This window comes from Streptomyces sp. NPDC002886 (assembly GCF_042888445.1).
GTDB lineage: Bacteria > Actinomycetota > Actinomycetes > Streptomycetales > Streptomycetaceae > Streptomyces.
On the sequence record NZ_JBIAPV010000004.1, the window covers coordinates 147,935 to 173,624 of the forward strand.

19 protein-coding genes and 1 pseudogene are annotated in these 25,690 nt (G+C 72.5%); 9 read left to right on the forward strand and 11 right to left on the reverse strand.

The features are described 5' to 3' along the window. Positions 1–43: 43 nt before the first annotated feature. Positions 44–1,165, reverse strand: coding sequence for a SchA/CurD-like domain-containing protein (locus ACFYYB_RS19130; RefSeq protein ID WP_389436368.1), 1,122 nt, complete (start codon positions 1,163–1,165; stop codon positions 44–46). Between the two features lie 285 nt (positions 1,166–1,450). Here ACFYYB_RS19130 and ACFYYB_RS19135 point away from each other — a divergent pair, with 285 nt between their 5' ends. After that, entirely contained in the window at positions 1,451–3,091 is a 1,641-nt protein-coding gene (locus ACFYYB_RS19135) for an FAD-dependent oxidoreductase (protein WP_389436369.1), read from the forward strand. A gap of 125 nt (positions 3,092–3,216) precedes the next feature. On the opposite strand, the gene ACFYYB_RS19140 is transcribed toward ACFYYB_RS19135, so the two are convergent. Next, positions 3,217–3,444, reverse strand: a complete 228-nt coding sequence (locus ACFYYB_RS19140) for an acyl-CoA carboxylase subunit epsilon (RefSeq protein ID WP_389436370.1) — start codon at positions 3,442–3,444, stop codon at positions 3,217–3,219. A gap of 248 nt (positions 3,445–3,692) precedes the next feature. Here ACFYYB_RS19140 and ACFYYB_RS19145 point away from each other — a divergent pair, with 248 nt between their 5' ends. Next, the gene (locus ACFYYB_RS19145) at positions 3,693–4,052 is read left to right on the forward strand and encodes a DUF6204 family protein (RefSeq protein WP_389436371.1); all 360 of its coding nucleotides are present in this window, start codon (positions 3,693–3,695) and stop codon (positions 4,050–4,052) included. A 45-nt stretch (positions 4,053–4,097) separates the two neighbouring features. Here the strand turns inward: ACFYYB_RS19145 and ACFYYB_RS19150 are convergent, their stop codons facing one another. Further along, positions 4,098–4,769, reverse strand: a complete 672-nt coding sequence (locus ACFYYB_RS19150; protein ID WP_389436372.1) for a DUF4360 domain-containing protein — start codon at positions 4,767–4,769, stop codon at positions 4,098–4,100. 215 nt (positions 4,770–4,984) lie between these two features. On the opposite strand from ACFYYB_RS19150, the gene ACFYYB_RS19155 reads away from it, so the two are divergent. Beyond that, complete coding sequence (locus ACFYYB_RS19155; protein WP_389436373.1) at positions 4,985–6,817, forward strand: galactose oxidase-like domain-containing protein; 1,833 nt, start codon at positions 4,985–4,987, stop codon at positions 6,815–6,817. A gap of 12 nt (positions 6,818–6,829) precedes the next feature. On the opposite strand, the gene ACFYYB_RS19160 is transcribed toward ACFYYB_RS19155, so the two are convergent. Together ACFYYB_RS19160 and ACFYYB_RS19165 are read right to left on the reverse strand one after the other, a co-directional pair. After that, positions 6,830–10,222 (reverse strand): CARDB domain-containing protein, encoded by a 3,393-nt coding sequence (locus tag ACFYYB_RS19160; RefSeq protein WP_389436374.1) that lies wholly within the window; start codon positions 10,220–10,222, stop codon positions 6,830–6,832. A 212-nt stretch (positions 10,223–10,434) separates the two neighbouring features. Further along, positions 10,435–11,040, reverse strand: coding sequence for a TetR/AcrR family transcriptional regulator (locus ACFYYB_RS19165; RefSeq protein WP_389436375.1), 606 nt, complete (start codon positions 11,038–11,040; stop codon positions 10,435–10,437). A gap of 140 nt (positions 11,041–11,180) precedes the next feature. Between ACFYYB_RS19165 and ACFYYB_RS19170 the strand changes: the two genes are divergently transcribed. Both ACFYYB_RS19170 and ACFYYB_RS19175 read left to right on the forward strand, forming a co-directional pair. Next, entirely contained in the window at positions 11,181–12,617 is a 1,437-nt protein-coding gene (locus ACFYYB_RS19170; RefSeq protein WP_389436376.1) for an MFS transporter, read from the forward strand. Positions 12,618–12,662: 45 nt separating this feature from the next. Beyond that, positions 12,663–13,792: pseudogene (locus ACFYYB_RS19175) on the forward strand (FAD-dependent oxidoreductase). Here the strand turns inward: ACFYYB_RS19175 and ACFYYB_RS19180 are convergent. The 4 genes from ACFYYB_RS19180 to ACFYYB_RS19195 all read right to left on the reverse strand — a co-directional run bounded on the left by ACFYYB_RS19180 (position 13,780) and on the right by ACFYYB_RS19195 (position 18,141). Beyond that, complete coding sequence (locus tag ACFYYB_RS19180; RefSeq protein WP_389436377.1) at positions 13,780–14,388, reverse strand: HutD family protein; 609 nt, start codon at positions 14,386–14,388, stop codon at positions 13,780–13,782. The pseudogene ACFYYB_RS19175 and the gene ACFYYB_RS19180 sit on opposite strands and share 13 nt — an antisense overlap. A 65-nt stretch (positions 14,389–14,453) precedes the next feature. Beyond that, on the reverse strand, positions 14,454–14,606 hold the full coding sequence (locus tag ACFYYB_RS19185; RefSeq protein WP_389437208.1) for a DUF6193 family natural product biosynthesis protein: 153 nt from the start codon (positions 14,604–14,606) through the stop codon (positions 14,454–14,456). Between the two features lie 52 nt (positions 14,607–14,658). Beyond that, the gene (locus ACFYYB_RS19190; protein WP_389436378.1) at positions 14,659–16,398 is read right to left on the reverse strand and encodes a glycosyl hydrolase family 18 protein; all 1,740 of its coding nucleotides are present in this window, start codon (positions 16,396–16,398) and stop codon (positions 14,659–14,661) included. A 189-nt stretch (positions 16,399–16,587) separates the two neighbouring features. Continuing rightward, positions 16,588–18,141 (reverse strand): MFS transporter, encoded by a 1,554-nt coding sequence (locus ACFYYB_RS19195; protein WP_389436379.1) that lies wholly within the window; start codon positions 18,139–18,141, stop codon positions 16,588–16,590. A 143-nt stretch (positions 18,142–18,284) separates the two neighbouring features. Between ACFYYB_RS19195 and ACFYYB_RS19200 the strand changes: the two genes are divergently transcribed. The 4 genes from ACFYYB_RS19200 (at position 18,285) to ACFYYB_RS19215 (ending at position 20,867) form a co-directional block, all read left to right on the forward strand. Continuing rightward, positions 18,285–18,728, forward strand: coding sequence for a MarR family winged helix-turn-helix transcriptional regulator (locus tag ACFYYB_RS19200; RefSeq protein ID WP_389436380.1), 444 nt, complete (start codon positions 18,285–18,287; stop codon positions 18,726–18,728). A gap of 92 nt (positions 18,729–18,820) precedes the next feature. After that, complete coding sequence (locus tag ACFYYB_RS19205; protein ID WP_243333056.1) at positions 18,821–19,012, forward strand: DUF5302 domain-containing protein; 192 nt, start codon at positions 18,821–18,823, stop codon at positions 19,010–19,012. Positions 19,013–19,364: 352 nt separating this feature from the next. After that, positions 19,365–19,775, forward strand: coding sequence for a rodlin (locus tag ACFYYB_RS19210; RefSeq protein WP_327308754.1), 411 nt, complete (start codon positions 19,365–19,367; stop codon positions 19,773–19,775). 180 nt (positions 19,776–19,955) lie between these two features. Beyond that, complete coding sequence (locus ACFYYB_RS19215) at positions 19,956–20,867, forward strand: glycoside hydrolase family 19 protein (protein WP_389437209.1); 912 nt, start codon at positions 19,956–19,958, stop codon at positions 20,865–20,867. A gap of 7 nt (positions 20,868–20,874) precedes the next feature. Here the strand turns inward: ACFYYB_RS19215 and ACFYYB_RS19220 are convergent, their stop codons facing one another. Continuing rightward, positions 20,875–23,664: an AAA family ATPase gene (locus ACFYYB_RS19220; RefSeq protein ID WP_389436381.1), complete on the reverse strand. Its 2,790-nt coding sequence runs from the start codon at positions 23,662–23,664 to the stop codon at positions 20,875–20,877. Between the two features lie 225 nt (positions 23,665–23,889). Further along, positions 23,890–25,656: a S8 family serine peptidase gene (locus tag ACFYYB_RS19225; RefSeq protein ID WP_389437210.1), complete on the reverse strand. Its 1,767-nt coding sequence runs from the start codon at positions 25,654–25,656 to the stop codon at positions 23,890–23,892. Positions 25,657–25,690 lie beyond the last annotated feature (34 nt).

The following is a 25,690-nucleotide window of genomic DNA, read 5'->3' on the forward strand; positions in this document are numbered from 1 at the left end:
GCTGGTGGGTGGGGGGTCCTGTGGTTCCGGGGGCCGCCGCGGGCTACTTCTCGGCGGGGGCCCGGCGATCGGTGATGAGGCTCATGGTGTGGCGGACCGCCGACGCGGCGGCCCCGTCGGACCCGCTGACGGGTCCGGCCATCAGGCGGGCGAGGACGGCGGCCTTGCGCGGCCCCTTGACGCCGAAGGCGGTTTCCAGGCCGGCGCCGTGCGGGCTGCGCACGTCGATGAGGCGGACGACGATGTCGTCGCGCTGGAAGATGCTGCTGCTCACGGTCGGGGCGTCGGGCCGGTGGGCCGCCTCCTCGTCCTGCCGGGCGAGGAACCGGGCCAGTGCCGGTCCGCAGCCGGGCTTGGCCGGGTAGAACAGCGCGTGGCGCCGTACGTCGGGACGGTCCGCGGCGCCGGCCTCGCGGGCGGCGACGTGGTGGACGGCCGGGAGCGCGGCCTTCATGAAGAACATCCGGGCGGACTCGGGGTTGCCGAGGTCTCGGTCCTGTTCGAGGTGGGGGTTGATGGCCTCCTCGACGGCCCGTACCTCGGGCTGCTCGGAGACGTGCCGCAGCGCGGACATCAGGTCGCCGCGGACCTCCACCGTACGCACGACCCGGTTGCCGTGCATGAACAGCGTGGTGCGGCAGAGCCGGGTGTGGCCGTCGACGTCGGCCGCCGGGGAGGCGTAGCTGGAGAGGAGGGCCGCGACCTCCTTCTCGCTGCCGGGCTTGACCGTGAAGGTCAGGGCGTGGCGGACGATGTCGGCGCCGAGCCGGGGCGCTTCCTGCAGCCGGGCGCCCCTGGGCCGCTGAGCGTCCTGGTAGCCGCGGCCGGTCTCGCGCAGGACGGTGTACTTGAGCGGGCGCATGGCGCGGGCGCAGGCGCCGAGCGGGCGGACCTGCTCGGCGTGGTGCTCGCTGTTGACCCAGGCGAGGTACTGGGGTGCGCTCTCCCACTCGCTGGTGATGAGCCACTGCGAGGGGTTCTCGAAGGACTGGCAGAGCTGGTCGCTGATGTGACCCGGTTCGGACGCGATGTCGTGGCGCAGTTGCTCGTACGCCTCGAAGAACCGCTGCTGGGCTCCTTCGTGGAGGTCCATCAGCAGGACGACCCGGAGCATGGATCCGTCGAAGGCGGACTGTGACACCCGTTCGGACAGGGTGGTCGTCATCTGCTCACTCCTTCGTGAGGGCCCTGGGGGAGGGCGGGGATGGTCATCGCGTACGGACCCTCGTCCGTCGTCGGCGGTGGCCGCCCCGGACCGGCGGCCGTCACGGGGACGGCAGGCCGGCGTGTCTTCGGGGGAACCGCTGTCGCTCATCGTCATCCGGGTGCGGACGTAGCGCTACATCTCCGGATCAAGCGGGTGACAACCGGCGTATCTCCTGGGCTTGGCCGGCGATCGGGGGCATAAAAGAGTGCACTCCCCCCACACAGACTCAGGAGCTCGCAGCTGATGGAAGACACGGCAGATGTTCGCGTACCGGTTCTCGTCGTGGGCGGCTCCCTCGTGGGTCTGTCCACCTCGCTGTTCCTGAGCCGTCACGGCATCAGGCACCTGGTAGTGGAGAAGCACGCCGGTACCTCCGACCACCCGCGCGGGCGCGGTATCAACGCCCGGACCATGGAGCTGTTCCGGGTGGCCGGGGCGGAGGGCGCCATCCGGCAGGCGGCGTCCGCCCTGGAGAACAACATGGGCATCCTGCAGACGGAGTCCCTGCTCGGCGGCGAGCACAAATGGCTGGTCAAGGCCATCGACCCGGCCGGGGCGCTCAGCAAGTTCAGCCCGACCGGCTGGTGCGTGTGCAGCCAGAACAACATCGAGCCGATCCTCGCCGCGCAGAGCCGCGCGCAGGGCGCCGACGTGCGGTTCTCGACGGAGCTGATGAGCTTCGATCAGGACGAGACCGGGGTGAACGCGCTGGTCAAGGACCGGGAGACCGGGGAGCACATCACCGTGCGCGCCGATTTCCTGATCGCGGCGGACGGCCCGCGCAGCCCCGTGCGCGAGCAGTTGCGCATCACCCAGACGGGCAGCGGAGAGCTGTTCCACAACGTCAGCGTCACCTTCCGCTCGCGCCGGCTCGTCGAGGTGCTGGGCGACCTGCGGTTCATCGTCTGCTACCTGATGAAGCCGGGTGCGGACGGGGCGCTGCTGCCGGTGGACAACGACACCCAGTGGGTCTTCCACCTGCCGTGGCACCCGGACCAGGGGGAAACGCTGGAGGACTTCACCGAGGAGCGGTGCCGGGAGCAGATCCGGGCCGCCATCGGCGTGCCGGACCTGGACGTGGAGATCGGCGGCAAGGCCCCCTGGCACGCGGCGGAACGGATCGCCGAGCAGTACTCCTCCGGGCGGGTGTTCCTGGCCGGCGACGCGGCCCACGAGATGTCCCCCACCGGCGCCTTCGGCTCCAACACCGGAATCCAGGACGCGCACAACCTGGCCTGGAAGATCGCGGCGGTCCTGAACGGATCGGCGGACGCGGGACTGCTGGAGACCTACGGTGAGGAGCGGCACCCGGTGGCCGTGGCGACCGCCCAGCGCGCCTCGGCCCGTTCGGCGGAGCACAGCCACCCCGGGTACGCTCCCCCGCCCACGATGGGCGGCGGACCGGGCAGCGGGGTCCTGACGACGGCGATGGCCTACGCGTACCCGAGCGGCGCCTTCGTCGGCGCGGCTCCGGACCGGCCCGTCATCCCGGAGGGGATGCGCATGAAGGGTGACCCCGGCACGCGGGCCCCGCACATGTGGCTGACGCGGGCCGACGGTGAGCGGGTCTCCACGGTGGATCTGTACGAGCGCGCGTTCGTGCTGCTCTGCGGCGCGGGCTCGCCGTGGCGGGCGGCGGCCGAACGGGTGGCCGAGCGGCTGTCGGTCCAGCTGGACGCCTATGCCATCGGGTCCGCGGGTGCTCCCGGCACGGATCTGGTGCAGGAGGAGGGCGCGGACTGGAGCGAGGTGCACGCCATGTCCGCGGAGGGCGCCGTGCTGGTGCGGCCCGACGGGTTCGTCGCGTGGCGCTCGCAGGGTCCGGCGGCCGATGCGCAGGCCGCGCTGTCCGAGGCGCTGTCCGCGGTGCTGCGCCGGGCCTGAGCGGCCCGTACGCCGAGTGGTCCCCCTGCCGCCGGCCCGTAAGCGGGCCGGGGGCAGGGGCGTTCATGGGTGGCGCGGGCCGGCGCCGGTCGGTGCCGGTCCGCGCCGGTCCGTGCCGGTCCGCGTCAGCCGCAGGCCCAGCAGCCGGACCAGCAGCCGGAGCCGTGGTGCGCGGGGCGCGGGCGTCGGGCCGCGGCCCGGGCGGGGGCCGTTCCCGCATCGGCTCCGGCGGAGTTGCGGCGGGCGAAGCAGGCGACGACCACGGCGATCGCCGCGAGTTCCTCGGGGGCCGCCACGCCCTTCTCCACACGGATCAGGCTGGATATCGGGGCTATCGGAGCGTCCTTCAGCATCGGCTCGGCCTCTCGCACAGGCGGATAGCGGGACCCCCCTCGCGGAATCCAAGGACTCCGGACGCTGCCGACGCTAGCGGGGCGCGACACGCCCGGCACGCCGGGCAGTTGCGCGAAACCCCAGGTCGCGGGGGCGCCGACCGGGTGACACCGGGGAGCGCGCGGGCGCGCGGCGATTGGGCCGTCGGAGTGGCGGGCCCCCGGAAATCCCGGTGCGGACCGCTCGGGGGGCGGCCTAGGGTGAGGGGATGAGCATCCGCACCTTCCGCATCACCGTCCGGGGGTCCTTCGACGGCCTCACCGAGGAACAGCGCGCCGCGCTCCTCGCGGACGCCGCCCGGCACGACATGCTGACGGCAGAGTTCACTCCCGAGGGGCACCTCACGTACGACGTGGCGGCCCGGCCCTTCTTCACCTTCCGGTTCCTGGCCGAGGGCGAGGCCGAGGAGGACATCCTGGACGCGACCGCCCAGGCCGAGCTCACCGCCGAGACCTGGCTGACGGAGCACGGGTACGGCTTCAAGCGGATGAGCTCGCAGGCCCAGGACCTCACGCTGGCCCCCTTGAGCAAGCGGCAGCGGCAGGCGGCCGCGCGGGGGGATTCCTGAGCGCAGGCCCCGCGCGGCCGCCCCTGGGGAGCGCTCAGGGCCGGCTCAGCGGGCCTGGCACTTCTTCCACGCGAAGTGGTAGACGCTGTTGATGCTGCCGTCGGTGGAGTCGAGCGCCATGTAGCTGGTCGTCGACGGGTCCGAGGTGCCGACCTCGGCGCGCAGCTCGGTGTTGATGTTGAAGTTGCGCTGTTCTCCGCAGGGGGCGAAGACCAGGGCCTCGATGCCCGTGCTGTCGGAGGCCTGCCAGTTGTCGTCGAGCTTGCCCTGGAACTTGTGGGTGCGGTAGTCGGTCTGCTTCATGCCCTGGAAGTAGTAGCTGGCCTTCTGGGTGCCGATCGCACCCTGCTGGAGGCTGCCGAATCCCCGGTAGTCGACCTGCGCGACGGCGTAGGTGTACCCCTGCGGGACGTGGACGACCAGGGAGAGCAGACAGTTCTTGCGGCCGTCGGTCGGGGCGCTGTTGCCGCCGGCCATGGCCAGGTACTCGCTGTAGGTGACGGTGAAGGCCGAGTTGTCCTCGGCCACGGCGACGGTGGCGCTGCCCGGCCGGCATCCCGAGCCGTTGACCGTGGCGACGTCGACGGTCACCCGGTCCTCCGGCGCGGCGGGTGCGCCGGGGCCGCCCGCCGCCCCGGCGGCGGAGGCGGGCAGGAGGGCGAGGAGGCCGCCGGTCGCGAGGACGGTGCCGAGCGCGGTGCGCAGTGTTGTGATCACCCGGCCATGGAAGCGCTCCGTACCGGGCCGATCGGTGAACGGATGCGCGGCCTCACTCCGATGGCCGGGGCCTTTCACCGGAGAAACGTTCGGGCAGTGCTCCGGGGAGGGCCGAACGGCGCATCGGCGGGGTGGCGGGCCCGTCAGGCCGCCCGGTTCCTCCCGGTATTTCCTATGATGAGCGCCCTACGGAACCGCCCGCGCCGAGGAGCCCCATGCGCCGCCTGTACCGGTCCGCCCTGCTCTCCGCGACCGCGGTCGTCTCCGCCCTGGTCCTCGCCACCGCACCGCCCGCCGCGGGGGCGCCGGGCCACGGCACGGACGGGACGGACGGCACGGGCGGCGGGACCGACGCGGCCGAGGCAGCCGTGATCGGCGCCGGGCACGCGCGCGCCCACTCCGAGCTCCGCCGGGCGGCCAAGGGGGCCGTGGAGTACCCCCAGTCCCGGCGCAGCGCGAGCCTGGCCTCGCTCGCCGCCTCGCAGCGCGAGGCCAACTCCGGTTTCGAGGCGGCGGTTTCGGGCCGGTTCGCCGAGTACTTCCCCTCACCCGACTTCGGCGTGCACCTCGCCCTGCTGCCCACCGGCAAGGTGCTGCTCTTCTCCTTCTCGCGGGTGGAGACCGACCCCACCAAGGAGACCGGCCCCACGGACCGGATCGGACCGGCGAACGCGGGCCGCGCCTACCTGTGGGATCCGGCGAAGGGGACCGGGGCGCGCTCGTTCAAGAAGGTCACCCCGCCCGTCGTGCTGATGCCCGACGGTACGCACGCCCCGCGCCCGGCGCCGTTCTTCTGCGCCGGGCACTCCTTCCTGCCCAACGGGATGCTGGGCGTGTTCGGCGGCAACACGGGCGGCAAGGGCGGCAGCGGAGCGAAGCTGTCGTTCGTCTTCGACCCGTGGACCGAGGGCTGGTACCGCAACCGCGACATGGCGGTGGGCCGCTGGTACCCGTCGGTGGTGACCGGCGCGGACGGCCGCCAGATCGTCATGTCGGGCCAGTCGGAGCGCGGCACGGGAACGCCCACCCCGGTGGTGGAGCGCTTCCCCGCGCCGGGGCACCCGGTGCCCTGGCGCCCGTACGACATCCCGCTGGACGTCCCCGTGGAGCGGATGCGCTTCGACGCGCCGTTCCGCAACGACTACCCGCACCTGTTCTCACTGCGCGACGGGATGATCTACGGCCTGGGGCGCGACGCCGACCAGCAGTGGCTCTTCGACCCGCGCGCGCAGACCCGTACGGACCTGCCCAGGCGGCCCGCCGACTTCCGGGGTTACGGCTCCGCCGTGCCGCTGCCGGCGGGGTTCCGCGGGCCCGACTCGGTCCTCGTCCTGGGCGGGGATCCGCTGGACCCGAACACCTACCGGCTGTCGGGCGGCGCCTGGACCACGGAGGAACCGCGCGCCTTCGGCCGGACCCAGGACGACACGCTGATCCTGCCGGACGGAACGCTGCTGACGGTCAACGGAGCGAAGGACACCCGGGATTACGGGTTCGGGCCGTTCAACCCGAAGGCCGACCTGAAGTTCCGCCGGACCGAACTGCGGGGCGCCGACGGCCGGTGGAGGCTGGGGCCGGCCCAGCGGCTGCCGCGGGGCTACCACTCCAACGCCCTGGTGCTGCCGGACGGCCGGGTCATGGTCACCGGGGACGAGCTCCAGCAGATCGCCAACGACCCGGACATCAAGGACGGCATGGACGGCTCGATCGAGATCTACGAGCCCGCCTACCTGCACCGGGGCGCCCGGCCCGCACTGGAGCGGGTCCCGGCGGGCGAGATCGCCCACGGCGCGGAGTTCTCGGTGGAGAGCTCGACGGCCGCCGGCGTGCGGCGGGCCGTGCTGCTGGCGCCGACCACCGTCACCCATGCGGTGAACACCAGCCAGCGCCATCTGGAGCTGCGGATGACGGGCGTCCGCGGACGCTCCATCGGGCTGCGGGCGCCGGCCACTTCGGCCGACGCCCCGCCCGGGTACTACCTGCTGTTCCTCCTCGACGCGAAGGGTGTCCCCGGTACGGCGAGGTGGGTCAAGCTCGGGAAGCCGTGAACCAGCCCACGGCTAGTTGCCGCTGATCAGGAACTGCGATCCGGGTTCGATCAGGACGTTGCCCTGGGCGGATCCGGTGATGGTGACGTTGGACAGGACGGCGTTGCCGCGCGCCCCGCCCATGGCCAGGATTCCGGACCCGTTGTTGGACTTGCTGATGGTCACGTTCGTGATCTTGACGTCGGCCATGACCCCGCCGCCGGTCTTGAACTGGATCCCGTCGTAGGTGGAGTCGTGGATGTCGGTGTCGCGGATGACGACACCCGGGATGGGCAGGTTCGACGGGAACAAGGTGATCGCGCCGAACTCCTGGTCCTCGTTCCAGAACGCGCCGCCGGTGCGGAAGAGGCCGTTGCCCGCGATCAGCGTCTGCCCGGAGAAGGGCAGCGGGTCGTGGTCGGTGGCCAGCATGATGCCGGGGTAGTTCATGGTGTCGTAGATCAGGTTGTTCTCGATGGTGTTGCCGTAACCGCCGTAGATGGCGATGCCGTTGGCGCGCCAGGGCAGCTGGATCGTGTTGTTGCGGAAGTGGTTGTCGTGACCGATGTCGACGGACTGGTCCTTCACGTACTTGCTGGACCACACCGCGAGGGCGTCGTCACCGGTCGTGCGGAAGGAGGAGTTGAAGACGGTGGAGTTGCGGGTGCCGTTGGCGAAGTTGATGCCGTCGGCGTAGGTGTCGCGGATCCGCACGCCGTTGAACTCGATGCCGTCGCCGGGACCCCACAGGGCCGGGATGTTGTCGTAGTCGCGGCCGACCCAGACACCGACGTTGGCGTGCTCGATCCACACGTTGGTGATCTTCGTGTTCTTGCCGAAGCGCCCGTTCAGGCCGACGCCGCCCTCGGCGTTGCCGTCCCCGCCGCGGATCCGGCCCGATCCGAAGATGGCGATGTCGGAGATCTGGGTGTTGTCGTCGATCTCGAAGCCGAAGTTGCCCTCGTGCGGGTGGTTGATGCCGCCCGCGTTCTGCGGCTCGGTCAGGGTGTAGAGCTGGGAGTGCCACATGCCCGCGCCGCGGATGGAGACGTTGCTGATGCCCACCTGGTTGAACTGACCCCGGTTCAGCGGGTCGTCGGTGAGGATCTTCTGCTCCTGGCGCCACTGGCCCTGCGGGATCCAGACGCAGGCGATCTGCCCGTTCTGGTCCGCCGTCACGGCCTTCTGGATGGCGAGCGTGTCGTCGATGCCGTCGTTCGGGATCGCGCCGTAGTCGGTGATCGAGGTGCACTCGGCGGGCTTGGTCGCCGCCGGGGCCACCTGCTCCAGGTCGATCAGGTCGATGACGTAGTACGAGGCCGTGTCGCCCGCGTCGCGCTGGAGGCGGAAGGTGGTGCCGGGCGGGTAGCTCTGCGCGAGCAGGGCGTGGGACTCGTCGAAGAGCCTGCGGGCGTCGCCGCCGGGGGTGTTGGTCAGGCCCTCGGGGCTGTCGGTGCTGCCGTAGAGCCAGCTGTGCTTCGAGGAGAGGTTCAGCTTCTGGGCGAAGCTGCCGTTGACGTACAGGCTGATCGTGGCGTCGGCGCCGCCGCCGTTCGCGGCGTCCGGGATCGAGTTGCGCACGACGATGGAGTTGGCCTGGTTGGTGGAGGTGAACTGCACGTACTGGCCGGCCGAGGAGAGGCGCACGGACTCGCGGCCCGAGGACTCGGTGGCGAAGTTGGTGTGCCCGAAGGTCCGCTTGGCGTCGCTCTGCAGCAGGGTGCCGGTGTAACTGCCGGACTCCGCCTCGTACTCGGTGTACGGGAGCGCTGCCCCGCGGCCGACGACCACGGCGCGGGAGGTGCCGTTGTTGGTCTCGTTGGTCTCGGCGACCAGGCCGGTCGCGTCGGCGGTGGCGGTGAGGGTGGCTCCGCCGCTGACCGCCGTCCAGGTGCCGTTGATCGGCACGTTGACGGTTTCACCGGCGGCGATCGCCGGGGTCGGGCCGTTCAGGGTGGTGGAGCCGGCGACCAGCCGGGTGATGCTGCCCGCGCTCACGGCGGCCGTGCCGCGGTTGCGGACCGCCACGGTGAAGGAGACCGGGGCGCCCACGGCCGGGTTGGCCGGGTTGGTGGTGATGGAGAGCGCTTCCAGATCGGGGCCCGGAGCCTGGCCGACCACGAGCTTCGCGGTGGCCGTGCGGCTGTTGTTGGTGTCGTTCTGCTCGGGGACGGTCCCGGCCGGGTCGACGACGGCGGAGACGGTGTAGCTGCCCATCGGGCGCTTGCCGACGGCGACGGGGACCGTGGCCGAGGCTCCGGCCGCGAGGGCGCCGACCGGGGCGCTGCCGGCGACCGCCCCTTCGAGGCTGACGCTGACGGTGGTGGCCGGGGAGGCGACCGTACCGGCGTTGCGGACGGTCGCGTTGACCGTGACGGCGTCGCTCTCGGAGGGGGCGGCCGGGGACCAGGCGAGATCCGTGACGGTCAGGTCCGGATTCGGGGCGGCGGCCCCGATGACCTGGAACTCGGCGGCCTGACCGCCACCGGCCCCGGTGTTGCCGGAGAACTTCAGCTGGACGTCGGCGAGCCGGCCGGTGACGGGCACGGTCACGGTGTTCTGGTTGCCGGCCGGGCTGAACGCGTAGTCGGCGCGGGCCTTGAGGGTGGTGAACCCGCTCGCCGACTGCTCCCGGCCGAGCACCTCGAAGCTCTGCGTGCGGTTGCCCCAGGCGGCGTCGGGGTTGAGCTTGAGGACCACTCCGGTGACGTCGGCGTTGGAGCCGAGCTTCACGGTCAGCGTGGACTGCTGTCCGCCGGCCTCCCAGTAGCTGGCGACGCTGTCGTCGTTGGCGTTGGCCGCGACGAACGACTGCGTGGTCGAGGAGGCCTCGATGGGCTTGCCCTTGGCGAGGTTCACGCCAACGGGGGGCGTACCCGGGTCCCCGGGATCGCCGGGGTCACCGCTGCCGTCGGCGGAGTACACCTCCAGCTCGGATATCTGCGCGGCCTGCCATCCCGTGTTGGCGGTGACGCTGACCCGCACGTAGCGGACCGTCGCCTTGGTGAACCCGATGGTCACCGTGTTGGACTGGGCGGGGTTGAACACCCGCCCCGCCGAGGCGGACAGGGTGGTGAAGGCGTTCCCGTCCGTGCTGCCCTGCACGGTCAGCGTCTCGGTGCGCGTCTCCCAGCCGGCGGGCAGCTTCAGCACCACCTGGTCGACGGCGACGCTGCTGCCGAGGTCCACCTGCACCCAGGTCGGGAAGGTGCTGCCGGGCCCCTCCCAGTACGAGCCCTGGTTGCCGTCGGTGACTCCGGCGGCCCCGTAGCCGCCGAGGGATCCGCTCGCGCTGGACGACTTGCCCAGCGCGAGGTTGGGTCCGCCGGCGGCGGCCGCGAAGGTCACGGGCAGGAGTCCGACCGACACCAGTCCCGCGACCACCGAGCCGGCCACCATCAGCCGGCCGCTTTGCTTCCATCTCATGCTGTTGTCCTCTGTTCCATGAGGGGACCCCGGCCCGACGCAGCCGCGCCTGCCGCAAACTTGCGTAGCGTTATTAATTTTTTGAGTGATCTGATCGCAGTTATGCGGCCATGGCGCCACAGGTTTCTAGCAGATGACGACTTTGTCAACGCTTTGCGCACAGAGGAGAGTTCGGAGGCCTGGTCGGAGGCGGAGTCCGAGGCGGGGTCGGGTCACACCCCGGGCCAGCCCCGTTCCAGGTGGTCGAAGGCGAGATCCAGGGCCCGGCGCGGATCCGGCCGCACGCCGGCCAGGTCGGGAATCTCCAGGACGTAGCGGGCCAGGATCCGCAGCGAATCGTCCCCGGCCGGGCGTCCGCACTCCCCGGCGATCACCTCGGCCAGGGCCTCCTCGCAGCCCGTCCACATCCGGCGGGCGTAGTTGCGCAGCGCGGGCGTGGCGACGACGAGCCGCGTCTTCTGCAGGAACTCCGGCGCCGGGTCCGGGTCGAAGGGGCCGCGGCCGGCGAAGAACGCGCGCAGGGCCGCCAGGACCGTCACCCCGTCGGCCCGGCCTCGTACCGCGAGGGCCAGAGATTCCTCCCGCTCGGCGCCGTCCTCCAGGATCAGCGCCTCCTTCCCGCCGGGGAAGTGTGCGAACAAGGTCGTCAGTGCCGTGTCGGCGGCCTCGGCGACCTCGGCGACCTTGACCTGGTCGAAGCCCTTCTCCAGGAAGAGCCGCAGGGCGGCGTCGGCGAGGGCCTGCCGGGTTGCGGCCTTTTTGCGTTCGCGTCGCCCGGGGCCGTCCGGTTCTGCCTCTGCCTTGTCGATGCGTGTCATGGAACCAGCATAGAGCCGAACCCTAGCCACTGCGAAAGTGTATCAATTGCACTTTCGGAGTCATTGTGTTCTTCTGAAAAGGAAGCCGCCGCGCCTCACCTCCTCCCCCCGCCCCCTCTCCTCCCGACGCAGGAGCAGCCATGTCTTCCGTAGCCCAAATCCGGCCCCCCACCAGGGCGGCCTCCCTCTCCACCACGGCCTTCTGGCTGATCCTCGGGCTGGTCCTGCTCGCCGACGCCCTCGACATGATCGACTCCACGGTCACCAACATCGCCGCGCCGACGATCGTCCGGGAGATAGGCGGCGGCGAGAGCCTCGTCAAATGGCTCGGCTCCTCCTACACCCTGGCCATGGGCGCGCTCCTGGTCGTGGGCGGCCGGCTGGGCGACAAATTCGGGCAGCGCAGGCTGTTCCTGATCGGCATGGCCGGCTTCACCGCGGCCTCCGCCGTCTGCGGGCTCTCCCCCGACCCCGCCGTGCTCATCGCCGCCCGCGTGCTCCAGGGCGCCTTCGGCGCCCTGCTCATCCCGCAGGGCATGGCGATCATGACGCGGTCGTTCTCCCGCGAGCAGCTGGGCAAGGCCTTCAACCTCTTCGGCCCGCTGCTCGGCGCGGCCACCGTCGGCGGCCCGATCCTCGCGGGCTTCCTCATCGACGCCGACCTGGCCGGCCTGTCCTGGCGCCCGGTGTTCCTGATCAACCTGATCCTCGGCGTCTTCGGCGTCTTCGCCGCCGCCCGCCTGCTCCCCCGCGACCCCGGGGAGCGCTCCCTGAGCGTGGACGGCGTGGGCGCGGCGCTGCTCGGCCTCACGATGTTCGCCCTGATGTACGGCTTGATCGAGGGTTCCAGCCACGGCTGGGGCGCGACGGCCCTGGGTTCACTGGCCGCCGGGGTCGTCTTCCTCGTCCTGTACGCGCGCCGTCAGCGCACCACCGCCGAACCCCTCATCAAGCCCTCCCTCTTCCGCAACAAGGGCTTCACCTCGGGCCTGTTCGTCGGAATGCTGTACTTCGCGGTCACCAGCGGCCTGCTCTACGTGACCTCCCTCTTCATGCAGCAAGCCCTGCGCTCCACACCGGGCGACACCGCCCTCGGCCTGCTGCCCCTGACCCTCGGCATCATCGCCTCCGCCGTCGCCGGCATGGCCGGTCTCACCCGCAAGCTGGGGCGCACGCTCATCCTGGCCGGCATGCTGCTCACCCTCGCGGGCGCCGGGTGGCTCCTCGCGCTGGTCCTCTCCCGCGGTACGGACCTCACCCTGTGGGCGATGGCCCCGGCCGTCTTCGTCACCGGTCTCGGCATGGGCGCCTGCTTCGGCACGATCTTCGACATCACCCTCGGCGACGTGTCCGCCGAGGAGGCCGGCAGCGCGGGCGGCTCCCTCACCGCCGTCCAGCAGATCGCGGGCGGCATCGGCTCCGCGGTCGTCACCACCGTCTACTTCCACTCCGGGGCCCCGGCCCACGCCATGGCCGTCAGCCTCGTCACCGTCTTGGCCGTCACCGCCATCTGCCTCCCGGCCCTGCGGCTGCTGCCGCGCGCCGCGCAGGCGGAAGCCGCCGGCCACGGCGCCTGACCCCCACCGCACCAGCCCACCGCCCAGCACCCGAGGAGCACCACCATGACCACCCACCACCCCCTCGCGATCATCGGCGCCGGACTCGGCGGCCTCACCCTGGCCCGCGTCCTGCACCTGCGCGGGATCGAGGCGGCCGTCTTCGACCTCGACGCCTCACGCACCGCCCGCGACCAGGGCGGCATGCTCGATCTGCACGAGGAGTCCGGCCAGGCCGCCCTGCGCGCGGCCGGACTCCACGAGGCCTTCCGCGCCCTCGTGCTCCCCGGCGGCCAGGCCATGCGGATCCTCGACAGCGGTGCGGCCGTCCACCTCGAACACGCCGACGAGCAGGACGGCGAGGACCGCGGCCGTCCCGAGGTGCACCGGGCCGCGCTGCGCGACCTCCTCCTCGACTCACTCCCCGTGGGAACGGTCCGCTGGGGCGCCAAGGCCACCGGCGTACGGGCCCTCGGTGACGGCGTCCACGAGGTGACCCTGGCCGACGGGTCCGTCTTCACCACCGGCCTGCTCATCGGCGCGGACGGCGCCTGGTCGAAGGTCCGCCCGCTGGTCTCGGACGCGCTCCCCCGGTACTGCGGCCTGTCCTTCGCCGAGGCCCACCTGTACGACGCGGATGTCCGCCATCCCGCGAGCGCGGCCCTGGTCGGCGGCGGGATGATGTTCGCGCTCGACGAGGGCCTGGGGCTGCTCGCCCACCGGGAGCCGGGAGGCACCGTGCACGTCTACGCGGCCCTGCGGACCGGCGAGGACTGGGCCGCCGGATCCGCCCCGGCGAGGGAAACCGTCCTGGAGCGGTTCGCCGGATGGGACCCGCGGCTGCGCGCGCTCGTCGCCTCGGGCGACGTCCCGCTCGTGAGCCGGCCGATCCACGCGCTGCCCGTCGGCCACCGCTGGGACCGCACCCCCGGGGTGACCCTGCTCGGTGACGCCGCGCACCTGATGTCCCCCTTCGCCGGGGAGGGTGCCAACCTGGCCATGCTCGACGGCTCCGAGCTCGCCGCGGCCTTGGTGGCCCGTCCCGGGGACCTGGAGGGCGCCCTCGCGGCGTACGAGGGGCACTGTTCCCGCGCTCCGAAGCGGCCGCGGCCGAGTCCGCGGACAACCTCGACCTGTGCTTCGGAGCCGGGGCGCCGAAGACCCTGGTGGAGCGGATGCTCTCCTACACCGCCTGAGCGCGGCCGGGCTCCGCCCGGTCCGGGGCCGGCGCGAGGCGGACCACCGCCGCGCGCCCGGAGCTCCGTAGCACGGCCTCCCGCGCGCCGGTCACCAAGACGGCGTCGTACGGGCCGAGTTCGGCGGAGCCCTCGACCTCGGCCGTCCCCTCCAGGGCGACGACCAGCAGGCTCTCGCCGGGCCGGACGACGAGCGCGAGGTCGCCCCGTACGACGGCCGTGTCGGCGCTCACCGCGTCCCGGCGGTACATCACGTTGAAGTTCACCACCGGGCCGGCCAGCAGACGGCAGTCGGTCGGCTCGTCCCCGGGGAACCGCTGGGGCGCGTACCTCCGGTCCACGAGGCGTCGTACGCCGCCGATCGCGAGGTCCATGCCGGCGCCCTCCGCGAGGGTGAGCGTGCGGTCCACGCCGGGGAACACGGAGAAGGCGCCGTCGGCGGTGACCTCGGCGAGGCTGACCCGCCAGCCGAAATCGTCCATCCCGGACCCCTCGGGTCCGGCGGCGATCTCGCGGGTCACTCCCCCGCCGTTCTTCCACCGGGCGGCCGGCCGCCCGGCCGCCCGCAGGATCCGGATCACTGGTTCGCTGGTCATCGCACCCTTCCGGGCCCGGGGAGATCCTTCCCGGGCCCGGTCGAGCGTATCCGGGCGCCTCGGTGCTACGGCGGTGCGGGGACGTCCGTCGGCAGCGCGGCGACCACCATGGCCACGGCCTCGGCCGTGCCCGTGGCCTCCCACAGCCGCCCGTCGGGCGTCCGCACCTCGTAGCGACCGTTCCGCAGCGCCCGGACCATCGGCAGGTCGAAGCCGATCGGCGAGGTGGCTCGGCATCCGAAGGAGACGGGAGGCCGGGCCGGCGGGCGGTCAGCTCACCGCGAGGTCGTCGCCGTAGACCGGGCCCTGGCCGTACCAGCCGTGGAGGTAGACGGTGGCCGTGCCGGAGGGGCCGGTGGTGAACGGGACCGTGAGCTTGGTCCAGCCGGTGGAGCTGGTCCAGGCGCTGCCGCTCGCGCCGCCGCGGACGCCGAGGTAGGCGTAGCTGCCCTGGACCCAGCCGCTCAGCGTGTACTTGGCGTTCGGGGCGAGGGTGACGGTCTGGGTGCATTCGCCGGTCTGCCCGGAGGTGGGCGAGGTCTTCAGGGCGTACGAGCCCCCGTGCACCGGGGTGGAGACCACCGAGGCACCGCTCTCGCAGGTCCACGGCCCGAGCGTGCCGCTCTCCAGGCCGCCGTTGCCCAGGCCGGACCCGCCGGGGCCGGGCACGGTGACGGTGAAGGTCGCGGAGCGGCTCAGCGCGCCGGCGGCTCCGGTGACGGTGAGGGGGTAGGTTCCGGGGCCGGCCGAGGCGGCGGCGGTGACCGTGAGCTGCGCGGAGCCGCCCGCGGTGACCGAGCCGGGGCTGACGGCGGCGCTCACTCCGGCGGGGGCGCCGGTCACGGTGAGGGCGACGGCCTGGGCGCTGCCCGAGGTGACCGCCGTACTGACGGTGGCGGTGGTGGAGGTGCCGGGGACCAGCACGGCCGATCCGGGGGCGACGGAGAGGGAGAAGTCGTCGGCGACGGGTCCGCCGCCGGTGAAGGGGGCGAAGGTGTGGGTGAAGTGCCAGGGGTCCTGCGCGATGCCCGAGCAGGTGTCGGAGCCGCCGGTGCCGGGGCAGCCGCCGTTGTCGCGCTGCAGGGCCCAGAAGGAGAGGGTGTTGATGCCCTTGGCCGTGGCCCAGTTGTAGACGGTGGTGGCGTCGGCCGTGGTGAAGGTCTCGGCGGGGCCGAAGTCGTCGATGCCCGGCATCTCGGTGACGCCGATCATGCCCCAGAGCTGGGCGGGGGTCTTGGCGGGGTAGAGCGTGGCGAGCTGGTTGTAGAGGCCGGTCGCGGCGGTTTGGGTGTCGGCGGCCATGTCGTGGGCCGCGTTGTCGTAGTAGTCGAAGGTCATCAGGTTGACGACGTCGACGCGGGCCCCCGCCGTCTTCGCGCTCTTGAGGACGTTCAGTCCGCTGCTCGCGAGCCCGCTCGTGGTGGTGGGCAGGGTGTAGGAGATCTGCAGCGGGCGGCCGGTGGCGGCGGCCCAGTCCTGGAGCTTCTTGATGGCCTGGTTGCGGCGGTCGACGGCCGCCTTGTTGGTCAGCGACTTGTCCTCGATGTCCATGTCGAGGCGGCTGACCTCGTAGGTCGTGACCACCTTCTGGTAGGCGGCGGCGATCGCGTCCACGCTGGTGCAGCTGTCGGCGATCTCGGTGCCGCCGTGGTCGGCCGCGTAGCCGCCGAAGGAGGGGATGACATCCCCGCCGCGCGAGCGGATGGTGGTGAAGTCGGCGCCGAAGACGGAGGCGTCGACCGGCTGGGCCGTGGCGCCGTTCCAGTACGGGGTGCAGGACCCCTTGGCCTCGGTCTGCACGAAGGCCATGGTCAGGTACTTGGCTCCGGAGGCCTGGGCCAGCTCGGCCGGGCTGTCGGAGGAGTAGGCCTCGAAGTAGGGCGCGAAGACGTGCGCGGGTAACGGAGTGGCGGCGTGCGCGGCGGCGCCGGACCCGACGACGAGGCCGGCGGAGGCCACGGCCGTGGTGAAGGCCACGAAAAGGGCATGGAGGTGCCTGGGACGTCTCAACTGGGCTCCCGGTGGGGCGAAAGCGAAGGACGGACGCCTCATGATTGGTCTGGACCAACTACCGGTCAAGGGTGCGGTCCCTTGAACGGGTAAAGCCGCCCCCGGGTCCTGCCGCGTGTGCGGCGGGACCCGGGGGCGGCTCGGTGGTGGAACCTCACCGGCGGTGCGGTGCGGCGCGCCGCGGACGGATCAGGCGTCGGCCTTCTCGACCGACGGCAGCGTCGCCTTCGCGGCGGACTCGGGGGCGGCCTGCGCCGCCCCGCCTCCCGCGGCCACCGGCACGGCGGCGTCCGTGGCGGCCGCGCGCGGGCCGTGTGCCCCGCGCAGGCCGATTCCACTGATCACCGCGACCAGGCCGAAGGCCACGGCGCCGATGGCGAAGGTGAGGGTGAAGCCGGATTCGGCCGGCAGCGGGGGAACTCCCGCCGGGAGGTGTTCGATCGTCTTCGAGGCCAGGATGGTGGTCACGATGGCGCTGCCGATCGCGCTGCCCGTGGAGCGGGAGATCGAGTTGATCCCGTTGGCGATGCCGCTCTGGTGGTGCGGCACGCTCGACATGATCACGGCCGGCATGGCCGCGTAGCCGAAGCTGACCGCCGCGCCGACGACGAGGCCGGCGCCGATGACCGAGGCCGTGTGTCCGTGGTCCAGGGCGAGCCAGCCGAAGCCGGCGGCGCCGAGGGCCGAGGCCACGGCCAGTGCGGCGCGCGGCCCGCGGTGGCGGACCAGCTGTCCGCCGATCGGCGAGGCGAGCAGCGAGACGATCGCGCCGGGCAGCAGGAACTCCACGGAGGCGCGCAGGATGGAGGCGTCGAAGCCGTAGCCGGTCAGGGCCTGGGGCATCTGGACGAGGTAGGAGACGCCCAGGAAGTTCGCGAACATGCCGAAGCCGACGAGGATGCCGGCGAGGTTGGCCATCAGGACCGGACGGTGGACGAACATCTTCATGTCGACGAGGGGCTCGCGGACCTTGAGCTCGGTGAACACCCAGACGGCGGTCATGACGACGGCGCCGGCGAAGCTGCCCAGCGTACGGCCGGAGGCCCAGCCCCACTCGTGACCCTGCGAGATCGGCAGCAGGAGGAGCAGCAGGGCGATGCCCAGGGTGAGCGCGCCGAGGAAGTCCGTACGTCCGCCGGTCTTGTGCTTGGTCGCCGGGACCAGGAACACGACGGCGAGCAGGGCGATCACGGCGAAGCCGGTGGCCATCCAGAAGGCGTTGCGGTAGTCGGCGTCGGCGCCGGAGGTCAGCAGGCCGGTGGCGACGAGCGCGAGGCCGCTGCCGAACGCGAGCGTGCCGCTGACCAGGGCCATCGCACCGGGGAGCTTCTGCGGGCGGACCTCTTCGCGCAGTACGGAGAGGGCGAGCGGGAAGATCGCGGTGGCGGCGCCCTGGAGGACGCGACCGAGGAGGAGAAGCGGGAGCGAGGACGCCAGCGCCGCGATGACGGAACCCGCGACCATGACGCCGAGTACGGCCACCAGCGTCGGCTTCTTGCCGTGCTGGTCGCCGAAGCGGCCGAGCAGCGGGGTGAAGACGGCGGCCGACAGCAGGGTGGCGGTGGTCACCCAGCTGACGTTGGCGGTGGTGGTGCCCAGATCGCTGCGGATCAGCCCGAGGATCGGGACCGGCAGCGTCTGCATCATCGACACGACCATGGCGGCCAGGCTCAGCGCGAAGACGATGACCGTCTCGTTCCGGCGGCCGCCGGCCTGGGTGGTGGCGGAGGGGGTGGGGCTCATGGCGGGGAGGACCTTCTCAGTGCTTCAGATGGCAGATGTTTGACGTCATCAAGTACTTCGACTCCAGCAGACGGTAGACCTCAATAGTTAAGGTGGTCAAGTAAAAGGTTGCCCATGTAAAGCACCTTGAGTACGCTCCGGTCATGAGCGCCACCACCCCCCACCCCGTCCCGACCAAGCTGGAGCTGCTGGAGCTGCTCGCCGCGATCGGCACCGCCCAGTGGCGCGATTTCGCGGCGGCCGCCGCCCACCACGGCCTCACCTCCACCCAGGCGAAGGTCCTCGCCCAGCTGAACGGCCCGCTGCCGATGCGCGGCCTCGCCACCCTGCTGGTCTGCGACGCCTCGAACGTGACCGGCATCGTGGACCGGCTGGAGGCCCGCGAGCTGGTGCGCCGCGAGCCCGACCCCGCGGACCGGCGCGTCAAGAACGTCGTGGCCACGGACGCGGGCCGCGAGGTGATCCGCCGGGTGCGCGAGGAGATGCAGGCCACGCACGGCGCCCTCGACGTCCTGGACGACACCGAGCGCGCGACCCTCCACGCCCTGCTGGAGCGGCTGCGCCCGACCCTGGAGAAGGACGCCTGAGGCCGGTCCGGAGCCGCCTCGCGCGAACGCGTTGGCCAGGGGAAACGCCACCTGACAGACTGCTACGGCTTCAGAACATTCCAGGAGGACGCATGTCAGAAGAATCAGACACCCCGCAGAACGAATCGCCGGCCGAGGAGGCCAAGCGCAAGTTCAAGGAGGCCCTGGAGCGGAACGCCGCCAATGCCCAGTCGCAGCAGGCACACCAGAGCCGGGCGAAGATCCAGGGCGCCGGCGGAAACCCCGGGGGCAAGAACAAGAAGGTCCGCCGCAAGACCGGCTGACCGCCGCGGCGTCGCCTTGCCGCGCCTCCGCCCCGCCGCCCCCGACGGGGTCCGGGACCCGCACACGGTCCGGATCCGGTCGGGGCGGCACCTTCACCGGCACCCCCACCGGCGCGCGGGGAGCGAACCCGGAGCGCACGCGCACGGCCGCACCCGGGGGCAGGGGATCCGCCCGCCGGTCGCGCCCGTCGGCGTTGGGTCAATCAGCCGACGCCGGACCGCACCTGTGGGGTGCAAGGTTGAGCCACTCGGGTGATGGGTGATAACCCCCGGTGTCCACGGCAGTTGAGCAGCTCGTCCCGCCGAGGGCAGCTATCTCATGCGACAGTGCGACAGAAGAAGGATCTCCCACATGCTCAAGAAGTTCATGGCCACCGCAGCCGCCACCGCCGCCGTTCTGGGTGCCGGTGCCGCCGTAGCCTCCCCGGCGATGGCGATCGGCAACGACAACGGCGTCAACACGGTCAACGGCAACGGCTCCTCGCAGGTCTTCGGAAACCAGGAGACCGACGGCGCCATGAGCCCGCAGCTGTCCGCCATCCAGGGCTCCGTGAACAAGCTCTGCGTCGGCCTGCCCGCGAAGGTCAACGCCCAGTCGATCCTGGCGCTCATCAACGTCGGCGTCCAGGACATCCCGATCGCGTCCAACCCGCAGAACCAGCAGTGCGCCGAGAACTCCACCCAGGCCAAGGGTGACGAGACCGCCTCGCACATCCTGGACAACATCCCGGTCCTCTCCGGCAACCTCTCCGCCGGTAGCTGACTCTCAACGGAGCGCCGGTGCACTGCCCTTCGGGGCGGCGCACCGGCGCTTCGTTTTGGTCTAGACCTTGACAGGTCCAGACCATCCTCGCTTCAGTGGGCGCAGTTGTCCGTTGCCCGTCGCCCCCCACGGCGACACGGCAACTCCCCCCACCGAAGGAGAACTTCCGTGATCCGCACCCTGCGCCGCCGCGCACTGTCGCTGGCCGCCACCGCCGCCGTCACCCTCGGCATCGCGATCGCCCTCCCCTCCTCCCCCGCCGCCGCGGCACCCGCCTGCGCCGGCGCGTGGGCGACCTCCGCCGTCTACACCGGCGGCGCGACCGCCTCGTACGGCGGCCACAACTGGCTGGCCAAGTGGTGGACCCAGGGCGAGACCCCCGGCACCACCGGCCAGTGGGGCGTCTGGTCGGACCAGGGCGTCTGCGGCGGGGGCGGGACCCCGAACCCGGATCCGACCACCCCCAACCCGTCCGGATTCGTGGTCAGCGAGGCCCAGTTCAACCAGATGTTCCCGAACCGGAACCCCTTCTACACCTACAACGGACTGGTCGCGGCCCTGTCGGCCTACCCCGCCTTCGCCACCACCGGCGACGACACCGTCAAGCGGCGCGAAGCGGCCGCCTTCCTGGCCAACGTCTCGCACGAGACCGGCGGGCTGGTCCACATCGTCGAGCAGAACACCGCCAACTACCCGCACTACTGCGACGCGAACCAGCCCTACGGCTGTCCCGCCGGGCAGGCCGCGTACTACGGCCGCGGGCCCATCCAGCTGAGCTGGAACTACAACTACAAGGCGGCGGGCGACGCCCTGGGCATCAACCTCCTGGCCAACCCGTACCTCGTGGAGCAGGACCCAGCCGTCGCGATGAAGACGGCCCTCTGGTACTGGAACACGCAGAACGGCCCGGGCACCATGACCGCCCACGCCGCCATGGTCAACGGCGCGGGCTTCGGCGAGACCATCCGCTCCATCAACGGCGCCCTGGAGTGCAACGGCGGCAACCCGGCGCAGGTGCAGAGCCGGATCAACTCCTACCAGGGCTTCGCCCAGATCCTCGGCGTGACCCCGGGGAACAACCTGAGCTGCTAGGCCCAGATCAGCGCACTCGCAGCGTGGTGGCCAGCTGCGCCCGGGAGCGGACGTCGAGCTTCTGGTAGATCCGGGTCAGTCTGGCCTCCACGGTCTTCACGCTGACGAAGAGCTTCGCGGCCGCCTCCTGGTTGCTGGCGCCCTGGGCCACCAGCACCGCGAGGCGGGTCTCCGCCTCCGTGAGGGCGGCGAGCGGCCGGGTCCCGCCGCCACCGCTCTCGCCCCCGGACGGGGAAGGTTCCCGCGCGAGCTCCGCCCACGGGGTCGCGCCGGCCCGGGCGAAGGCCTCGGCGGCGGCCGTCAGGGCGGCGCGGGCCGGCGCGCGCCGGCGGCGGCGGCGCTCCACCCGGGCGAGGGCGAGCAGCGTACGGGCCCGCTCCAGGGGCAGTTCGAGGACTGCGAAGCGCTCGGCGGTGTCCTCCAGCAGGGCGACGGCGGCCTCGGCCTCGCCGTGCGCGGACAGGCACAGCCCCCGGGCCCGGTCGAGGGCGGCGATCACGCTGGTGCGGCCGAGCCCGAGGGCCGTCGTACGGACCCGGGCCTGCAGCTCGGCGGCTTCGTCGGGGGCATCGGCGGCGACCAGGGCTTCGGCCAGTTCTCCGTGCCAGCGCAGGATCGAGGGGTCGACCACCTGCTGGGCCGCCTCCAGTTCGGCCACCCGGCGCAGGGTGGCGACGGCCTTCGCGGCCTCGCCCGTGGCCAGCTCGACCAGGCCGAGCACGTACAGGCCGCGGGACAGGAAGATCTGGTCGTGCTCCTCCTCGGAGGCCTGGATCCCGCGCCGGGCGTAGCCGGCGGCGCGCGGGAAGCCGCCGCCCATGGCCTCGGCCATCGCGGCGACGTACCAGGCGGGGCCGGGCGAAAGCCCCGCCTCCACGGTCAGCCGCAGGGCGTCGCGGGCGTGCGCCGTGGCGGCCGCGCACCGGCCCCGGCGCAGCTCCACTTCGGTGAGGCTGCGCAGGACTTCGAAGACGTCCTCGGCGGAGCCGGTGCGCCGCACGGCGGGCAGCAGGACGAGGAGCTGGCGTCCGGCGTCGGCGAGCCGGTCGTCGAAGAGGGCGTGGCGGACGGCGAGGTACTGCGGGGCGTTGCGCATGCCGAGCGGCACGTCGGGGGCGGGCAGGGCGAGGGCCTCGGCGAGGATCTCCTCGGCGTCCGGATCGCCGAGGATGCGGCCCATCCGGGCCCGCACGGTCAGCGCCATGGCCTCCGCCACCTGGTCGCCCCCGCTGCGGGCCAGTACGCCGGCCTGCGCCGCGGCGTCCCGGGACAGAACGGGGTCCCCGTCGCTGAGGTTGTGCTTCCAGGCGAGCCTCAGCCGGATGGCGGCCTGCAGGGCGGGGTCGCCCTCGGCGTCGGCCACGGCGTGCGCGAAGGTCTCGTCGAGGGAGCCCAGGGCCTGCCCCTCCGCGTCGATGACGGCCAGGCGCGCCCGCACCCGGTCCGCGGGCGAGGCGTCGCGGGCGAGCACGGCTCGGGTGGCGCGGCGGGCCAGGTCGGCGCGGCCGGCCCAGCCCGCGTCCTCGGCGGCGCCGACGAGCCGGGCGAGTTCCTCGGCGGGCAGGTGGCCCGGGGTCCGGTCGGCGGCGAGCAGCCCGAGCTCGGCGGCCTGGGCCCGCTGGCCCCTGCGTCTGCAGGAAGCGGCGGCCTCGGTGATCTCGGCGGCGAGCACCTCGTCGGGGGCGTCCACGGCCAGCGCGCGGTGGCGTACGGCCTGGACCGGATCGTCCACGGCGGCGGCCAGCGCGGCGTGTCCGGCGGCGCGTTCGGGCCAGCCCGCGTCGGCGGCCAGCGCCGTCGGCAGGGCCCCGGCGATGAACCGGATGGTGCCGTCCTCCTCCACGGTGAGCAGCGCGGCCCGTTCGGCCACGGCGAGCTCGGCCTCCGCGTCGGGCCGGCCCGCCCGCCGCAGCAGCGCGGTGGTGGGACGGGCGGCGAGGGCGGCGAACAGCAGGGTGCGCCGGGCCTGGGCGGGGACGACGCCGAGCAGACGGCGGGCCACCTCGCGGGCCTGGCCGGAGACGGGCAGCGGATCGGCGTGGTGGGCGCCGCCTTCGCGGGAGCCGGCGGCTTCGGCGAGGGAGTGGCCCAGCGCCAGGGCGAGGCGCGGGTTGCCTCCGCTGGCCTGGTGGATCCGGCCGGCGAGGCGGGCCGGGAGCCCGCGGCGCACCAGCAGTTCGGCGACCTCGTCGGTGCCGAGCGGGGGGACCCGTATCTGCGGGGTGTCCGGTCCGAAGAGGGGCTCGCAGAGCGGGGCTCCGCCCTGGACGCACTCGGCGGCGAGGACCCGGACCCGGGGCGGGGTCAGGCGCAGGGCGAAGCGGAGCAGGTCGGTGCTCTCCGCGTCGAGCCACTGGGCGTTGTCGAGCGCGAGCAGGACGGGTCCGCGGGCGGCGAGGGTCCGCAGGACCTCCACGACGGCGAGGCGCAGGGCGACGTGGTCCCGCCCGGCCCGTGGCGCGTCGGCTTCGCGGCGCAGGAGGGCGATGGCGGTGCGCTGCGGTCCGGAGAGGCTGTCCAGCGCGGCGGCGGGCACGGAGGCGAGGAGTGCGGCGGCGGAGGCTTCGGGGATCCACCGGTCGGTCGCTCCGGGAGCGAGGCCCAGCACGGTCTCGTGACGCAGGGCGGCGGCTTCGGTGAGGGCGCGCAGCACCTCGGTCTTGCCGGAGCCCGCGGGTCCGGTGAGCAGGACGCGTCCGTGCGTGGTCAGCGCGCGGTCGACCGCCTTGATCAGTTCGCCGTGTCCGACGGGCGGGTGTCCGCCCGCCCGGTCAGCGTGCCCCGTCGCCACCCCCACGCACAGCCACCAGCCTCTCGCTCGCCCGCTCCTGTGGCCTTCCTGTGAGACGCGACAATACGAGGTCGGATGCCCGGCGGGCCCGGATTGTGACGCAGATTCCAGTCACGTGACAGGAAAACCCGCCGGACCTGCCGATACGTGGGGTATCGGCTGGTCCGGCGGGCTCGTTTGGTCCGTACTATCGCACCGTCAGGGGTGTTTCGGGTGCGGCCGGGACCGGGCTCAGAAGCCGAGGCTCCAGGAGTCGATCTTGCCGGTGTCGCCACCGGCGTTGTCGTTCACGCGCAGCTTCCAGGTGCCGTTCGCGACCTCGGCGGAGGCGTTGACGGTGTAGGTCTGGTTGATGTTGTCGGCGCTGCCGCCGGCGCGGTTGTGGAGCGTGTACACGGTGCCGTCGGGGGCGACCAGGTCGACCTTGAGGTCACCGATGTAGGTGTGGACGATGTTCACGCCGACCTTCAGGGTGGCCGGGGCGTTGCCGGTGACCCCGCTGACGGTGATGGGGCTCTCCACCGTGGCGTTGTCCGCGATGGCGAAGTCCCCGGTGTTCTCGAAGGACGGGGTGGTGGGCGTGGAGGTCACGGCCGCCACGGTCGCGGCGGCGTCGGCGAGACCGGTGCCGCAGCCGCCGGTGCAGGTGCCGGCCAGCGGACGGGCGTTCGTCTTGATGGCCGACTCGACCTGCGCCGGGGTGAGCGAGGGCTTGGCGGCGACGACGAGCGCGGCGAGACCCGCGATGTGCGGGGCGGCCATGCTGGTGCCCTGGTACGGCTTGTAGATCTCGGCGCCGGGGGTGGTGGCGCCGTCGTTCAGGGTGGAGAGGATGCCGTTCTCCGGGGTGGTGACGGTGCCGGGCGTGTCGGTGGCGCGGCGGGTCTCACCGCCCGGGGCGGACACGTCGATGATCGTGCCGTAGTTGGAGTAGAAGGAGCGGTCTCCGGTGCGGTTGGTGGAGGCCACGTTGATCACGTTGTTGCAGCTGGCGGGCGAGAAGCCGGACGCGTTCGCGTTGCTGTTGCCCGCGGCCACCACGACGGTGGTGCCACGGCCGACGGCGGCGTTGATCGCGTTCTGGTAGGTGGCGGTGCAGGCGCCCGAGCCGCCGAGCGACATGTTGATGACCTTGGCGGGGGTGGCGTTCGCCGGGATGCCCGAGACGGAGCCGCCGGAGGCCCAGGTGATGGCGTCGACGATGTCCGAGGTGGCACCGCCGCACTTGCCGAGCACGCGGACGGGCTGGATCTTCGCGCCGTACGCGATGCCCGCGACGCCCTTGGAGTTGCCGGTGGCGGCCGCGATGGTGCCGGCCACGTGGGTGCCGTGCCAGGAGGAGTTGCTGGCCGTGGAGCCGGTGCCGCATTCGCCGGCGGCGCTCCAGTCGCCCTGGTCGGCCGGGTTGTTGTCACGGCCGTTCCCGTCGCGGGCGGCGGTGGAGCTGGAGATGAAGTCGTAGCCGGCCACGACGTTCGGGGCCACGTCGGAGTGGGCGACGTAACCGGTGTCGATCACGGCGACCGTGACGCCGGAACCGGTGGTCGTGTCCCAGGCCGCCGGAACGTTCATGCCCGCGGTGGGCTCGAAGAGGTCCCACTGCTTGGCGTACTCGGTGTCGTTGGGGGTGACGGCGAGTGCGTAGGCGCGGGAGTCGGGCTCGACGTAGGCGACGTCGGGGTCGGCGCGGAACTGGGCCATGACCGCGGCCGCGTCGGCCGGGGTGCCGAGGGTGACGAGGGCGGCTCCGGTGCCGAGGCGGCGCTCGAACTTCGCCTTCTTCGAGGCCTTCTTGCCCTTGGCCGCCACGTCCGCGGCGGCGGCGGTGTTGGAACCGGCCTCGGCGGCCGTGGTCTTGTACCCGACGATGAGGTTCTCGGCGGGGGCCGCGGCGGTGGGGGCGCCGGCGGCCTGCAGGGTCTGCGAGCCGGGGGCGGGGTCCGCGGCGGTCAGCGCCAGGGAGGTGGTGGCGGTGCCGGCGAGCAGGGTGACGGACATCGCCACCACGGATATGAGCCTGCGTCGTCTGGAT